Source organism: Paenibacillus sp. GD4 (assembly GCF_030846225.1).
GTDB lineage: Bacteria > Bacillota > Bacilli > Paenibacillales > NBRC-103111 > Paenibacillus_G > Paenibacillus_G silviterrae.
Genome location: NZ_JAVCYK010000002.1, coordinates 1,441,473 through 1,455,060 on the forward strand (window position 1 = coordinate 1,441,473; position 13,588 = coordinate 1,455,060).

A 13,588-nucleotide genomic window follows, 5' to 3' on the forward strand; every position below is an offset into this window, starting at 1 on the left:
GAGGGGTGATGTAGTTTATGAGACACGATCATCAACGTTTCCGGCATATTCGCTATACCGAGCGTCAGAGGTTTGACAAAGCGGACGGCTCCCCCGGGCCGCTGTTGAGGTACCGTCACGGGGGTTCTAGGGGAGGATTCGGCGGAAGGGGGGAAGGCAAACGCTTCTTCGAAAGAGGGAAGTTCAAAATCGCTCTTCTTGAGCTGCTGGCTTCAGAGCCCATGCACGGATATCAGTTGATAAAGGCAATGGAAGAAAAAACGGGAGGACTGTATTCTCCGAGCCCCGGTTCCATTTACCCTAATTTGCAGCTGCTTGAAGATATGCAGCTTATCGATTCCAGCGAGACGGATGGAAAGAAGCTGTACCATATAACGAGCGAGGGATTAACTTATTTACGCGAAAGCGGGGAAGCCGACACCGAGCGGCCGGAGAGCCGCTGGGAGCATCATACCCGGCATAAGCTTCGCGGAGACAGACACGGGAGGCACCAATTACGTGAGCTCATGAAGGATTGGTCGGACGTCATCCATATGATGGCGAAAGCGGCGGAAGCGGCAAAGGAGCATCCTTCTTCCAAGCAGGCGGAGCAGTTTCAAGAGCTTATGACCAAGTTTCAGAGCCGTTTGAACGAAATCATGGTCACGCCACCCCACGAAGATTCGGTTGAATCCGCTACTGGGAATGACCCGGTCGAGAAATAAGGGGCGGAGGCTTCTGGTATGAGCTTTGCCAGGTATGTCCTCTGTGCCTGTACGATGCATGTTCCCGTATTTGCTCTTACTCTATGACTCCGGTTCCTTCTATGGTCACGTGTACCTGAATGTTAAATTCAATATTCGGATATAACCTCTTCCAGTCTTCATACTCCCTCTCACCGTCATGGTGCGTAGCCATATAGCGAAGACCGAAGCCAACAGGGTCCAGGCCATGGCCTTTCAACTTCTCCAGGACCCTTAGGTAACGCTTCCGCACAGCTTTTGCGGCGGCCTCCTCGAGCTTTTTCCAATCTTGGTCATACAAATTCCCGACGGCTTCCTCGGCAAGACCTTTCATTCTCACATCCATGACGATGGAAGGCTTGCCTTCCTTAGGTGTATTCAGCTTATACTTGTAAGTAAACTCCTGTATGGAAAGCGTAAAGCGGGCTTCATCCACTCGGATCTCAAATCGGCTGTCCTTACGGACAAGCTGGTTGAAAATGCGGGTTTCGTCGGGACTGAGTACAAGCCTGAGCTTCTCTTTATCGAATAAGGCGACCCGGTTAATTTCGAACAAATTTCCTTTCTTGCGGATGATCGGAAGGTAAGGATCCTTCCCCAGCTCCATCAAACGGTTATAGAAATCGTAATTGAACTCCGGCACAAGGAAAGAGGATTCCGTTCCCTCCTTACCCAAGGCCAGGAACAGGGAGTTCGCAGGAAGTCGTTCGGACTTCGGACTGGTCTTGAGTATTTCCTCCGAGCTCGGCTCCGCGATGGCTAGATAGGCAATCCGCTGAATATCCCGTCTGCGGAACATCCAGTCGATGGTCTCCAGAATAGCGCTTTGGGCAATGTCTTTACTCATGAGAATCACCTTCGCATGCCCGAGATCAAATTCCTTATCAACATCCGATTTCATTATTCGAACCGCTTCCGAGATGGAGTTCGCTTCTCTGCTGACGAGCTGGAAATCCTCGCTTCCCGGTTCAATTTTCGGCGAAGGGATCGCCAGCTTCAAAGTTACCTTGTAGCGATAATCCTTTCCTTTATCCACGCCGATGGCTACGACGAAAAAGCGTTTATCGATATCCTTAAACCCACAGCCTGTAAGGGATAACAGAATCAACAGCAGAAGCGAGGCGATCCATCGTTTACGACGCATGCTTCTTCCTCCTGCTTATATAGATTATGAGTCCGACCAGTCCCAGCTCGGCAAAAAGACGGAGAATCAACCACTGCTCGGCAAGATGGGTAAGCTGTTTCTCGTTGAAGGTTGAACCGTAAATGTAGGTAATCATACCGATACACGCTACGATCAGCCATTTCACGAGCAAGGATTCCTTTGTCGACACACTCCGGATGAGCTCTGTAGCAATATGCCAGGTTAACGCAATAAAGAGCAGGCATAACATGATATACAGCATCAAAAAGACAAACAGCACCCGCTCGATAAACCCGTATTTCATATTAAGGGAATCCGCCGTACTTACCCAGACATAGACGTACTTCTCCACGGCCTGGGTCCCATGAAGCCCGATCGGGATAAAGAAGGTGGTAAAGCATACCAGGAAACCGATGATAGGTATCACCCAGAAATAGCGGATCGGCTTGGATTCTTGGAAAAACCGGTGAAATACGGCGAGACACACATATCCGGTAAACAAATACGTTGCCGCGGCCAATGTCATCAGGGAAGGCGTCTTGAATGCATAATCGGTAAACACCAGAATGGCGTCCCAATCAAAGCTTTCGCTTGTAAAAGCCTTATAGCTGATGAACATAACCAATGGAGAGCTAAGTACAATCAAAATTTCCATGACGTTTAATATAGACTCGGACGACCGTGTAGCAGACCAGCAGCCCACAAGAATAAAACATACGAGAAGCACCGACATTTGCAAGTCGGGGTTAATAAATCTCTTCGTAATTAAGGCATACGATACCAACACGATGGAGCCTGCAGAGAACCACATAAAGCCAAGAAACAGCAGAATAGGAATGCGAATCCAGGAAGGGGTATGAGCCTTCAGAATTTCCGGCAAACCTTTACCGGGAAACCGGTTCATGGCCTTTGCAAAAATAAAAGCAAGCAAGGTACCCAGCGGGATGGCGATGAGCATGGCGGTGATGGCTCCCGTAAACCGGGCTTCCATGAGCACCTTCGGCACATAGATGATGGTGTTGATCAGCATGCAAACGATAATCGGATAGTAAAAATAGCGGCTCATGCATCAGCTCCCCTTATAGCCTGAAGGTGAGGATTCGCGGGTAAATAAACGAAAATAGGTCTCCCCAAAGCTCTTGATGCCGGACAAATAAAGAAGAAAGCAGAACACCCCGGAGATGACTCCTACGATTCCGAAGAAAATAGCCAAAGCAATCAGGGGGTATTTCACAAATCGGATGGCGAAGCTCATCGAGTTGATCGGTATCACGAAGTTGGAAATGGCCACAGCTGATGCAATTATAATCATGATGCTGCTGACAAGCCCCGCTTGCTGTGCCGCTTGTCCAAGGATCAAGCCGCCGACTGTGGTGGCGGTTGAGCCGATATACCGGGGCAGCCGGATGCTTGCCTCTACCAGAGCTTCAATCAAAAAGAGCATGATCAGCACTTCAAAAAAAGACGGATACGGCACCGCGGCGCGGCTTCCGGCAATGGACAGCGCAAATTGCACACGGAAAATTTCCGGATTATAGGAAACAATCGCTACATAGCTGGCCGGCAGCAGGATGGTAATGGCTAAAGCCACATAGCGAAGCAGAATGAGAGGCCTGCTGATCCAGGACGATTGGTAGATGTCATCCATTGCGGACATGAAGTCATAGAACACAACGGGAGCAATGACACCAAAAGGACATCCCTGCATGAGAATGACGATTTTCCCTTGGGATAAATTCAAAGCGATCCGGTCCGGTCTTTCCGTAAGCAGCATCACCGGAAACAGGCGAAGCTTCTGTCGGGTCAGCAGTGCCTCCAGCTGGCCCACGGATTGTACCATGTCTGCTTGAATGTCGCCCAGCTTCTGAACAAGCTGCATCAGCACGTTTTGGTTCACCAGCTTCCGGTCATATAACAAAGCGAGCTTGGTCTGGGAAAGCCGGCCCACCTTCTGCTCCCGAACCTGCAGCTCCGGGGAGGGGAACCGCTCCCTAATAAAGCTGATGTTCGTCATAAGATCTTCGCTTAATCCCGATTGCGGGCCTTGTACGGTTGTTTCATTAACGGAATCGTTAGGCTTCGTAGCTCCTTCTTTCTTAACCGATAATCCATGGAGCTGTCCTTCGAAAAAGATAATGGCCTGACCCTCAAGCAAGGCGGGTAGAATCCTGTCAAGCTTCATAATCTGCGAGCACTGCAGCTGGGAATGCAATACCGCTGTGAAGCTTTGGGACGTATCGCATTCCAGGAAGGGTGCGGAGAGGTTCTTATGAATCAGATTCAAGTCGCATACGGACTGGAGGTAGTACAATGTCATCCCGATGCGGCCGTTATCAAGCTCTTCCACCTTTAAATCCTTGGAATAGCGCTGAGTTTGAATAGCTTGTGACAGCTCCTCCCTGCTGATCATCGTATCCCTTCCTCCCGTAACCTGAGTTTTATTAGTTTGTCCAGAGGCTGGAAATGTATGAAAGGTTTGGGGTATTATGCTTCCAACCCTGCTATAATGACTATGGAAAGGCTAAATAAGAAGAGGCAAGGAGGAAAATATGAAGGCGATTAAGCTAAGACCATTCATACCGTCAGGAGCGGATTATACGCTGGCTCAGCATTTTTTTGAAGCACTCGGATTCGAGAAGGTATATTCGGATCATGGACTCAGTCTGTTTCGAATGAATGAGCAGGAATTCTTTCTTCAAAATTTTCATAACCAGGATTTCCAGAATAATTATATGGTAGAATTGCTTGTCGAGGATCTGGATGGATGGTGGAAGCAAATTCAAGACGGCGACCTTGCCAGCACATTTCCGATAAAGGTGAAGCCGCCGACATTGTACCCTTGGGGGAGACGTGAAATTCATGTCATTGATCCGGCGGGCGTTTGCTGGCATTTCTCCGAGGTGGAAAAATAAGCGGGAAAGGAAGTGTTTAAGCATGGGTTACATTCGGTGCCATGTTCCGGTTTTACCCGTTTTGAACATGGATGACTCTCTAACGTTTTATCGTGACGTTCTTGGCTTTGAGGTGGCATGGGTTTGGGACGACAACGGATATGCTGCCATTCGATGCGGGGATGTAGAGCTTCATCTGGATGTACAAGCTTCCTTTCAGCCGTATAGGGTACATTCTTACTTTTTTGTTCAAAACATAGATGAAATATACGGCCATCATGCTGCCAGAGGCGTTGACATCGTAACACCACTGGAACGGAAGCCCTGGGGAGTACGCGAATATAGCTTTCGTGATATCAATGGCCACATTTTTAAAGTAGCACAGGATCATAATGAATAGTTCCCAAGCTTGCAGGTCAACACTCGTTCTCTTTTCGCTTTTTTATACTAAGAAAGACGATCAGAAGCAACGCTATCGTTCCGCCGGCTATGATCAATAGATCGTAGTCCGTAACAGTTTTAAACCACATTTTGTTTTCGATATGTATCTGTTTCACGGGTGCCTGTCCCTCGCCGAATGCTTTATCGAGCTGATCCAGGCTCTGGATTTCTTTCACAGGACTGCACGGGCTGCTTACAAGCTCCCCATCCGATGCCTGTACATAAATCAGATAAGCTTTGCCTTTCTCAAACGGGAATCCCCATGTAAAATCCGTTGACACCATAATTTGAGAGGGCAGCTCGATGCCCCAGCTTCGCTTGACCTCTACCAAGATATATCTAGCATACTCCTTGGGGCCGAGAATCCCTCTTTGCTTAACATCTTCTTTGCTTTGCAGAATTTCGCCGTATACGGCTCCCCCGAAGGTTTTCAGCCTCTCTTGATGGTCGTCTACCCTCGCGCAGGATAAGGCGTTCACTTGGTTGTTTGGGAGCATGAACAGGACTAGACCGGCGAAAAGCAAGGACATACAGAGCTTGATTCTCAATGAAGGGCACCCCTCTTTCAGCAATTTAGATGAATTTACCAAATACAATCAGAAATGTAAACAGATAAGGGGGAATGATCTTGTCCGTACCGGTGGGTCAAATTCGTGAAATATACCGATATCCTGTCAAATCCTTCGCAGGGGAAAGCCTGGAAGCTTGCCTTATAGAAAGGTATGGGCTGTATGGGGACCGTTTTTGCGCTTTCGTTGATGAGGCTAGGGAAGGCTGGGACAGCTATATCACGGCCAGAGATATCCCTAGGATGCTCGCTTATCGAGCCCAACTGACGGAGGAGGGCATTTGTGTAACGTCACCGAGCGGACATATCTTTCACTGGAATGAACAATTGCTAGAGGAGATGCAAAGTTTTTCCCGTAAAAAAATGTTCATGACGAGTTACAGAGCACCGAATCCGGAGAACCCTGACTTGATGTCTGTTGATGCAGCCAGTATCCATATCGTCACAGACTCCTCGCTGCGCAGGCTTGAAGCTTTATGGGGGAGACGTCTGGATCATCGGCGCTTTAGAGCCAACTTGGTTGTGTCTATAGACGATGGCACGATGGATGAAAGCGATTGGATCGGCAAGGAATTGCGTTTAGGCGGTGCCGTGCTGCAAATTCAATCGTTTTGTGAACGATGCTCGGTGATCACGATCCATCCGGATACCCTGGAACGGGATGCGTCTCTTTTGAAGAGAGTTTATGAGGAAATGGATGTGAGCTTCGGTCTCTACGCAGGTGTAAAGCAGCCAGGTCCGATTCGAGTGGGCCAGAAGGTGTATTTATCGTTGTAAGTCTCAGCCTGGGGACCGCTTCATTGACAAGATGTTAGGTAGTAACTATAATGGTTACAACGGTGGTGATATATATTGAAGCAGATCAGTACACGCTTTTCGATTGCAGTGCATACTCTTTCCCTGATCGCGGTCAGTCCGAAGGATTGTACCGGTGATTATATAGCGGGCAGCGTGAATACCAATCCCGTGGTCATACGGAGGATTATGGGCATGCTAAAGAAAGCGGGATTAGTAGACGTTCGTCCGGGGGTCGGAGGAGCCACTCTGCTCAAGGATCCCGACCGGATTACGCTCCTTGACGTTTATCGTGCCGTAAATGTAACGGAGGAGAATCAGCTGTTCCGCATTCACGAGAACCCCAACATTCATTGTCCGGTTGGGCGGAATATCGAGCATGTCCTTCAAGAGGAATTGAAAGATGCTCAGCTCGTAATGGAACAGAGGCTTGCGCAAACGACGTTAGAGCACCTTATTCATAAGTTCAAGTAAGTAAAAGCTCATTCGAGCTTTTATCTACATCCAAGTTGTAACAAATATTGTTATAACCATTGTGATTACATCTAAAATCAGGAGGAATGAATCATGAAGTACTTAGTAACAGGCGCAACAGGTAAATTGGGGAGCAAGGTTGTAGAGACGCTGTTGAAATCCGTGCCGGCAAACCAGCTCGCAGTAAGTGTTCGGAATCCGGAGAAAGCGGCTGGACTCCGCGATCGCGGGATTGACGTCCGAGAAGGGGACTTTGACCGACCGGAAACCCTGGATGCGGCCTTTGCAGGAATTGACAGGCTATTGATCATTTCTGCAGACGGTGATAACGAAGCGAGAATTCGCCAGCATACGAATGCCGTAGAGGCTGCCGCTCGTGCGAACGTCGGCTTCATAGCTTATACGAGTCTGGCGAATGCCCGTGATAGCAAGATGTTCCTAGCCCCGCCGCACCAAGCTGCGGAAGCGGCCATTATGAAAACGGGGATCCCCTACTCCTTCCTGCGGAATAACTGGTATCTCGAGAATGAAACAGCAGGGATTCAAGGAATACTGGCTGGAGCGCCTTGGGTGACCTCTGCAGGGGCCGGTAAGGTGGGCTGGGCACTGCAACAAGAGTATGCGGAAGCGGCAGCAGCCGTATTGGCCGGAGACGGACATGAGAATACGATATACGAATTGTCAGGTCCATTACTGACGCAGGAAGAGCTGGCATCGGCGATAGGAGCCGTTCTCGGCAGGGAAGTTCCTGTGCAGCAGGTCGACGACACCGCTTACGCCGACATCATGAAGAATGCAGGAGTGCCGGACTTTGTGATCCCGTTCCTCGTGGGAATTCAGCAAGGGATTAGGGAAGGGAATTTGGCGATCGAAAGCAACGATTTCGAAAAACTGCTTGGCCGTCCGGTAACTACGGTTCACGAAGCATTGCCTCAACTGATAAGAACCATATCCTAAATTTTGATCTGGAACGACCTTTCTTGCACCTAAGAGAGGTCGTTTTTTCACGAACATAATGAAATGATTATCAAGGAAATGCCGGCCCAAGTGCAGCTTGAAGAGTTACGTACTATCCTCGTCAGGAGAGCGTGATTTTGCCGCAGACCTCGGGTGTTGCTCTATTGCGAGGGTATGTTTAAGCAGCCGGCAGGAAACAATAGTGTGACAAATTTGTAACGGAAAAAACGCTCTATCCGGCTGGTTTCCCCTATTTAACCGAAAACTAATCTGCTGATTATGTACGTAATGCTTGAAGGTGAACTATGATGTGGCTGACGAAATAACAACAACAAGACGGAGGTCACTGACCATGGTAAACAAAAAAGCAACCGTGTTCCTCTCAGCTGTGACGGCGGTTTCCTTGCTGGCCGGCTGTAGCGGAAAGCCCGATTCCAATGCTGGAGCATCGAATGAAGCACAGAAGGGTCCTGTTAAGATCAGCATCATGGCGAACCTGCAGACTCCTGAGGTTCCTTCCGATAAATTGGAGAAGGTTCTGGAGGAAAAGACCAACTCTGACTTGACCATCCAATGGGTACCGGACGGCTCTTATGACGAGAAGTACCAAGCTGCCTTCGCTACAGGAACGCTGCCGCAAGTGGTTTACTTGAAGAACGCAGCATCCTTCATTCTGATGCGCGACGCTATTAAGGACGGACAATTCTGGGAAATCGGACCTTTGCTGAAGGATTATCCGAACCTGAGTAAATTAAACGAGACCGTTCTTAAAAATACTGCGGTAGAAGGCAAGATCTATACACTGTATCAAGAGCGCCAGCCTGCACGTGCCGGATTGATCTACCGTAAGGACTGGGCAGACAAGCTCGGCATTGCTCCTCCGAAGACGGTTGACGATATCTATGAGATGCTGAAGAAATTCAAGGATGCGGGACTCGGCGGAGCCAAGACGATTCCATTGGCAGACCGCAATGACTTAGTCTACGGCTCCTTTAAGACGCTCTCGATGTACTTCGGAACGCCTAACAACTGGGGGGTTCAGGACGGTAAGCTGGTTCCGGAATTCATGACCCAGGGCTATATGGATACAATGAAATACATGAAGAAGCTTTACAATGAAGGCTTGATCAACCAAGACTTCCCTGTAACGAGCAAAAACGATCAGCAAAATCTCGTCTATTCCGGCCGCTCCGGTATGTACATCGGTACGATGGGCGACGTGAAAAACATGCAGGACAAAACAAAAGTAAACGTTCCGGAAGCTACCTTCGAAGTAACGAATGATATCGTTGGCAAGGATGGCAAGAAAGTAACCTGGGGACTCTCCGGTTACGGTACGGTTATGCTGTTCCCGAAATCCTCGGTGAAAACAGAGCAAGAGCTGAAGTCCATTCTGGGCGTATTTGATAAGTTTTATTCTCCGGAAATCGCCGACCTGTTGAAATACGGCTTGAAGGAAGAGCACTATACCCTGAAGGACGGCAAGGTTGTTCCTTCGACAGATGCGAAGCTTATCGAAAGAGAAGTTCGTCCTTACCTGAACATGGCATTGGCGGATACGACCAACGTTACACCGGCTTACTATGCACTGCCTGTTCACGAGAAGTCCAACACCCTGTCTAACGAAGCGGAAAAGTTCATGATTACAGACCCTACAGCAGCGCTTGAATCCAAAACGTATTCCGAAGCTGGCGCTCGTCTGCAGGATCAAATCAAAGACGCTACGTACCAATTTATCTTGGGCAAAATCGATGAGGCCGGCTTCCAGGCTGCTGTGAAGAAATGGCAAAATGACGGCGGTCAGAAGATTATGGATGAGTTTAACGCGCAATACAAGAAGTAATAAAATGTAACAGACCGTTAAACCCGTTAAACCAAGCAGGGCTGCTGATCGCAAATCAGCAGCCTTGCTTCGGTTAAGCGGCTGTTTTCGCTTATTCGTTGATTCTAAGGCTCCAGTAATCCCTTCAGGGGCTTATATAGGAATTGAAGCAGGGTCCTGGGACCGGGTGTATTCGGTAAATCGAACATGGATAGAGCCCAAACCAGAAGGAGAAACGATACGAACACCCCCCGATCCCATGCCGGCTTTTTTTTCATTTTCGACCATTCCCATTTCCAAATGATCAATGTAGCGATGGTTGCGATGGTGAAAAAGGACCATCTCATTTGTTTTTCACATCCTCAATAGGCATACCGCCGGGTGCATTAACAAGTCCGGGACGAAGGATATGGGCCTCCACTTGGACATCGGTTGTAATCTCCGGGAACTTTTCATTCCACCTATCCTTAACCGCTTCCCACTGCTTAGGATATTTCATATGAAACGTTTTGGCGAAGTCTACTACGTCCGCCTTCCATTTGTGCTGGATTTCCTGCAGCGTTTTTTGAATTCGTTCCTTGATATCGTTCTCCAGGGATGTTTCCATTAAAGCCAATAAGCCGGGATCCAAAGGATTGAGATTCGTACCGTTTTGTACAATGCTTCCTTCCGTGGAAACCTTCACCATCATCTTCCATTGCTCTCCTTCGATTGTTGGCAGCAGCTTCACTTTTCCCTTCACCGGTCTTAAGGAGATGAATCCTTCCTCCTCCGGCGTCTTGTAGGTAACGGTATATTCCGTGATTTCATTCTTAAGCCATAGGATGCCTCGCGTAGATTTTTCCGTCATTTCCCCGATCATCTTCCCTTGTTTGAAAATGGCGCTGCCGTAAATATACGCGATCGTTTGAAACGGCTGCGACGACTTGGCTTCCGGGAGGATCGTAATCAGGGGGAGTACAAACGATTGAAATTCACTTTTCAGCTGGATGCTTAGCCGCTCCATCGTCACCTTCAAATTGTTCTGGAGATTGGACAGCTCCTGCAAAACCTCCGATGTTGATCTTTCGATAGGAGGATACAGCTCTAGAATATCCGCTGCCTTTCCTTTACTTATAAATAGGTAAGCCCTCTCTCGCGGCTGGGGATGCCGAACCAAAAAATCGAAATGCTCCTGTATTCCTTCCTTGGCCAAGCTCTCGCTGAAAATAAAAGCTTTGCATTGTCCCCAAAACAATTTGCGGGGAAGCTTGCGCTGCAGCTTGGACAAAGCGTCAGCGATATTGATTCCTTGCTCCGAGCGCATAATGGTCCGCTTACCGCTGCTTCCGCCGCCACCGCCTCCGGCCACGGCCGCCCCGCTTTGGTTCTGCGGGATAATGACTTGGGCCGATACAAGAACTTGGTTGTTCTCCCCTTTATCAAAGCCCATAACCGTAACCAGAGCCAAATCGTTAAGCTCTGTACGATCCCAGCAGCCGCTGAGGAGAGTGAGTAAAGGAATAAGCCAAATGGTGCTTACATATTTCCTCACGTGGATGGCCCCCCTTCGGCTGATGCCTGTTTTCGGCGAAGTGTGGACGCAGCCAATAGGATCAGCGGTAGAAGAAGCAATAGCAGGGGAATTTCAAACGGTACGACAGAAGCCAAGTAGGTTCCGACAAGTGAATAGTTCGGGAAGTCCCATAAGCCCAAAATCAAACAAAACATGGCGATAGGAAACACAAAGGGACGATGATCGGAAATTCCCAAGCATTGCGTGAACGAATGTACGGAAGCGTATAAAAAGATTCCGATTTTAATAAAATTGCCGGCGACCCACATCACCAAGAGCAAGGCCTCAAGATTTTCAAAAAAATCGGCTAGACCGATATAGCGAAAAGCAATAAGTATCGGATATATTTTGTCGCCTGAATCCAGGCCGAGAACGAATAGGGTGATAAGATTGACATAGGTCATGCTTAGAACGATGGCGCTAAGGGAAAGGAAGCCCCACTTTCTGCTTTTGCCCGGATCGGTCAGGAACGGCAGGAAAAATGTCATAAGAAACAGCTCGCATAACCAGGCCTGAGGAGCGGCTGTTCCTTTTAGCACCGGGACGATACCGTGACTTAAAACGGGCAGCAGATTCCCCGGATCCATATCCGGGAGGAGGAACAACAGGAAAAATAAAGGGATAACAAAGATGGGAGTAAATATGGTGGCGCTTCGGGCCAGGACTTCCACTCCATTGTATATAGCTATGCCGGAAAGTAAAAGAACAGAGATCATGATCAACAGGATTGGCGTGGTCAATAAGAAATTAGTAACGAACTCGGCATACTCCCGAACAACGACTCCCGTAATACGAGTGAAAAATAAAAAATAAGTCACGCCCAGCAGTTTCCCTATCCATTTCCCCATAATGCACTCGCTGTATTGTACGATAGACATCCCGGGGTATAGCTGGTGAAGCCGGGTAACCGTAAGCACCGTAATGATTCCAAACAGAGAAGCGAAAAGTCCTGTCATCCAAAAGTCGTTTCCGGCCAGCTGGGCTGAGATCATCGGCAAAGAAATGAACCCGGTGGCAAGCACGGTCGGGTACATCATCAGCGCCATCTGAATGGATGAAATCTTCCCTTTGTCATACATGCTGTTCTATCCCCCTTTGCATATGGCAACCGATACGTATTAAGCCGCAGTGCTTCGCTTGCGCAGCAATGCCGCCGCTAACAGGAACATAGGGATTAGGATATATACCGTCGGTAAATAAAAAGGAGAAACGGTGGTTAAAAAATTTCCAAGTTCGATAAAACCAGGGAGATCCCATAAACTAAAGGCTACAATGACTATGCCGATCGGAAAGACGAAGGGACGGGTGTCCTCCAATTTCAACCACTGTCCTAAGGAAACAACGGCAGTGTAATAAAAGAAGCTGATTTTTACGAAATTACCGACAATCCACATGGCCATCAACAAAGCTTCCAAGTTCTCGAAAAATTCAGCGATGCTGATTAAGCGAAACACATCAAGAACCGGATAGATCTTATCGGCTGTATCCGGCCCTAACACGAATAAAGCGGTGAGGTTGACGTATGTCATACTGATCACTACTGCTCCTAAGGTAAGCAGACTCCATTTCTTTGCCTTTTCCGGGTCGGTCAAGCACGGAAGGAAAAAGCTCATGAGAAAAAACTGGGATGCCCACGATTGCGGCAATAGCGCTCCCTTCAAGACAGGGACGATTCCATGACTCAATATTGGAAATATATTGGATATCTCCATATCGGGAATCGCAAGCAGAAGGAAAACGATCGGCAGCATAAAGATGGGAGTAAGAAGTAAAGCGCTTCTAGCTACCAGCTCTACACCGCCTCTGACGGCAAATGCCGCTAACAAAATCATGGTCCCGATAATTAACAGGGTAGGAGTTTTAAACATAAAATTGACTTTCACAAATTCCGCGTATTGGCGGACGATGGAGCCGCACGCATGAAAGGAAACAAATACGTAGACAAGACCAATGATGCTTCCCCCAGCTTTTCCAATAATGCGTTCACTGTATTGAATGATCGTCTGCTTAGGAAAAAGTCTATGAAGTCGATGGGCGGCTGCTATGGCAACGAATCCAAGAAAAAAGGACAGAAGGCTCGACATCCACAGATCGTTCTGGGCATGCTTTGCGGAAGCGGTCGGCACAACCAAAAAGCCGGTTGCCAGAATGGTCGGATAGAGTAGAAATGCCATTTGAAGAGCTGAAATTTTCCCTTTGTCCAACATCATGGCTCCCTA

At 48.4% G+C, this 13,588-nt stretch carries 15 protein-coding genes; 7 read left to right on the forward strand and 8 right to left on the reverse strand.

From position 1 onward, the window contains the following. Positions 1 to 17 precede the first annotated feature (17 nt). Positions 18 to 704, forward strand: coding sequence for a PadR family transcriptional regulator (locus RAC89_RS29290; RefSeq protein ID WP_306617203.1), 687 nt, complete (start codon positions 18 to 20; stop codon positions 702 to 704). A gap of 76 nt (positions 705 to 780) precedes the next feature. Here RAC89_RS29290 and RAC89_RS29295 read toward each other — a convergent pair whose 3' ends face one another. Genes RAC89_RS29295 through RAC89_RS29305 form a run of 3 tightly spaced genes read right to left on the reverse strand, consistent with a single transcriptional unit; the run spans position 781 to position 4,276 of the window. Continuing rightward, complete coding sequence (locus tag RAC89_RS29295) at positions 781 to 1,866, reverse strand: Ger(x)C family spore germination protein (protein ID WP_306617204.1); 1,086 nt, start codon at positions 1,864 to 1,866, stop codon at positions 781 to 783. Next, positions 1,856 to 2,932: a GerAB/ArcD/ProY family transporter gene (locus RAC89_RS29300; protein ID WP_306617205.1), complete on the reverse strand. Its 1,077-nt coding sequence runs from the start codon at positions 2,930 to 2,932 to the stop codon at positions 1,856 to 1,858. The genes RAC89_RS29295 and RAC89_RS29300 overlap by 11 nt, the downstream gene beginning before the upstream one ends. Before the next feature lie 3 nt (positions 2,933 to 2,935). Continuing rightward, positions 2,936 to 4,276: a spore germination protein gene (locus RAC89_RS29305; protein WP_306617206.1), complete on the reverse strand. Its 1,341-nt coding sequence runs from the start codon at positions 4,274 to 4,276 to the stop codon at positions 2,936 to 2,938. 139 nt (positions 4,277 to 4,415) lie between these two features. On the opposite strand from RAC89_RS29305, the gene RAC89_RS29310 reads away from it, so the two are divergent. Together RAC89_RS29310 and RAC89_RS29315 are read left to right on the forward strand one after the other, a co-directional pair. Continuing rightward, positions 4,416 to 4,778 carry a VOC family protein gene (locus tag RAC89_RS29310; protein WP_306617207.1) on the forward strand — a complete coding sequence of 121 codons (363 nt, stop codon included), beginning with the start codon at positions 4,416 to 4,418 and terminating at the stop codon, positions 4,776 to 4,778. A 22-nt stretch (positions 4,779 to 4,800) separates the two neighbouring features. Then, the gene (locus RAC89_RS29315; protein ID WP_306617208.1) at positions 4,801 to 5,157 is read left to right on the forward strand and encodes a VOC family protein; all 357 of its coding nucleotides are present in this window, start codon (positions 4,801 to 4,803) and stop codon (positions 5,155 to 5,157) included. 16 nt (positions 5,158 to 5,173) lie between these two features. On the opposite strand, the gene RAC89_RS29320 is transcribed toward RAC89_RS29315, so the two are convergent. Continuing rightward, complete coding sequence (locus RAC89_RS29320) at positions 5,174 to 5,746, reverse strand: hypothetical protein (RefSeq protein WP_306617209.1); 573 nt, start codon at positions 5,744 to 5,746, stop codon at positions 5,174 to 5,176. Positions 5,747 to 5,826: 80 nt separating this feature from the next. On the opposite strand from RAC89_RS29320, the gene RAC89_RS29325 reads away from it, so the two are divergent. The 4 genes from RAC89_RS29325 to RAC89_RS29340 all read left to right on the forward strand — a co-directional run bounded on the left by RAC89_RS29325 (position 5,827) and on the right by RAC89_RS29340 (position 9,835). After that, positions 5,827 to 6,543 (forward strand): MOSC domain-containing protein, encoded by a 717-nt coding sequence (locus RAC89_RS29325; RefSeq protein ID WP_306617210.1) that lies wholly within the window; start codon positions 5,827 to 5,829, stop codon positions 6,541 to 6,543. Positions 6,544 to 6,618: 75 nt separating this feature from the next. After that, a complete protein-coding gene (locus RAC89_RS29330) occupies positions 6,619 to 7,035 on the forward strand; it encodes an Rrf2 family transcriptional regulator (protein ID WP_284646452.1) in 417 nt (138 codons plus the stop codon). A 93-nt stretch (positions 7,036 to 7,128) separates the two neighbouring features. Further along, positions 7,129 to 7,992: an SDR family oxidoreductase gene (locus RAC89_RS29335; RefSeq protein WP_306617211.1), complete on the forward strand. Its 864-nt coding sequence runs from the start codon at positions 7,129 to 7,131 to the stop codon at positions 7,990 to 7,992. Positions 7,993 to 8,344: 352 nt separating this feature from the next. Continuing rightward, positions 8,345 to 9,835, forward strand: coding sequence for an extracellular solute-binding protein (locus RAC89_RS29340; RefSeq protein ID WP_306617212.1), 1,491 nt, complete (start codon positions 8,345 to 8,347; stop codon positions 9,833 to 9,835). Positions 9,836 to 9,939: 104 nt separating this feature from the next. Here the strand turns inward: RAC89_RS29340 and RAC89_RS29345 are convergent, their stop codons facing one another. From RAC89_RS29345 to RAC89_RS29360, 4 genes are read right to left on the reverse strand one after another with little or no spacing between them, the layout of a single operon-like run. Further along, the gene (locus tag RAC89_RS29345; protein WP_306617213.1) at positions 9,940 to 10,161 is read right to left on the reverse strand and encodes a hypothetical protein; all 222 of its coding nucleotides are present in this window, start codon (positions 10,159 to 10,161) and stop codon (positions 9,940 to 9,942) included. Then, positions 10,158 to 11,348: a Ger(x)C family spore germination protein gene (locus RAC89_RS29350; protein WP_306617214.1), complete on the reverse strand. Its 1,191-nt coding sequence runs from the start codon at positions 11,346 to 11,348 to the stop codon at positions 10,158 to 10,160. Before RAC89_RS29350 ends, RAC89_RS29345 begins: the two co-directional genes overlap by 4 nt. Beyond that, positions 11,345 to 12,448, reverse strand: a complete 1,104-nt coding sequence (locus RAC89_RS29355) for a GerAB/ArcD/ProY family transporter (RefSeq protein WP_306617215.1) — start codon at positions 12,446 to 12,448, stop codon at positions 11,345 to 11,347. Before RAC89_RS29355 ends, RAC89_RS29350 begins: the two co-directional genes overlap by 4 nt. A 39-nt stretch (positions 12,449 to 12,487) precedes the next feature. Beyond that, entirely contained in the window at positions 12,488 to 13,579 is a 1,092-nt protein-coding gene (locus RAC89_RS29360; RefSeq protein ID WP_306617216.1) for a GerAB/ArcD/ProY family transporter, read from the reverse strand. Between the last annotated feature and the right edge of the window lie 9 nt (positions 13,580 to 13,588).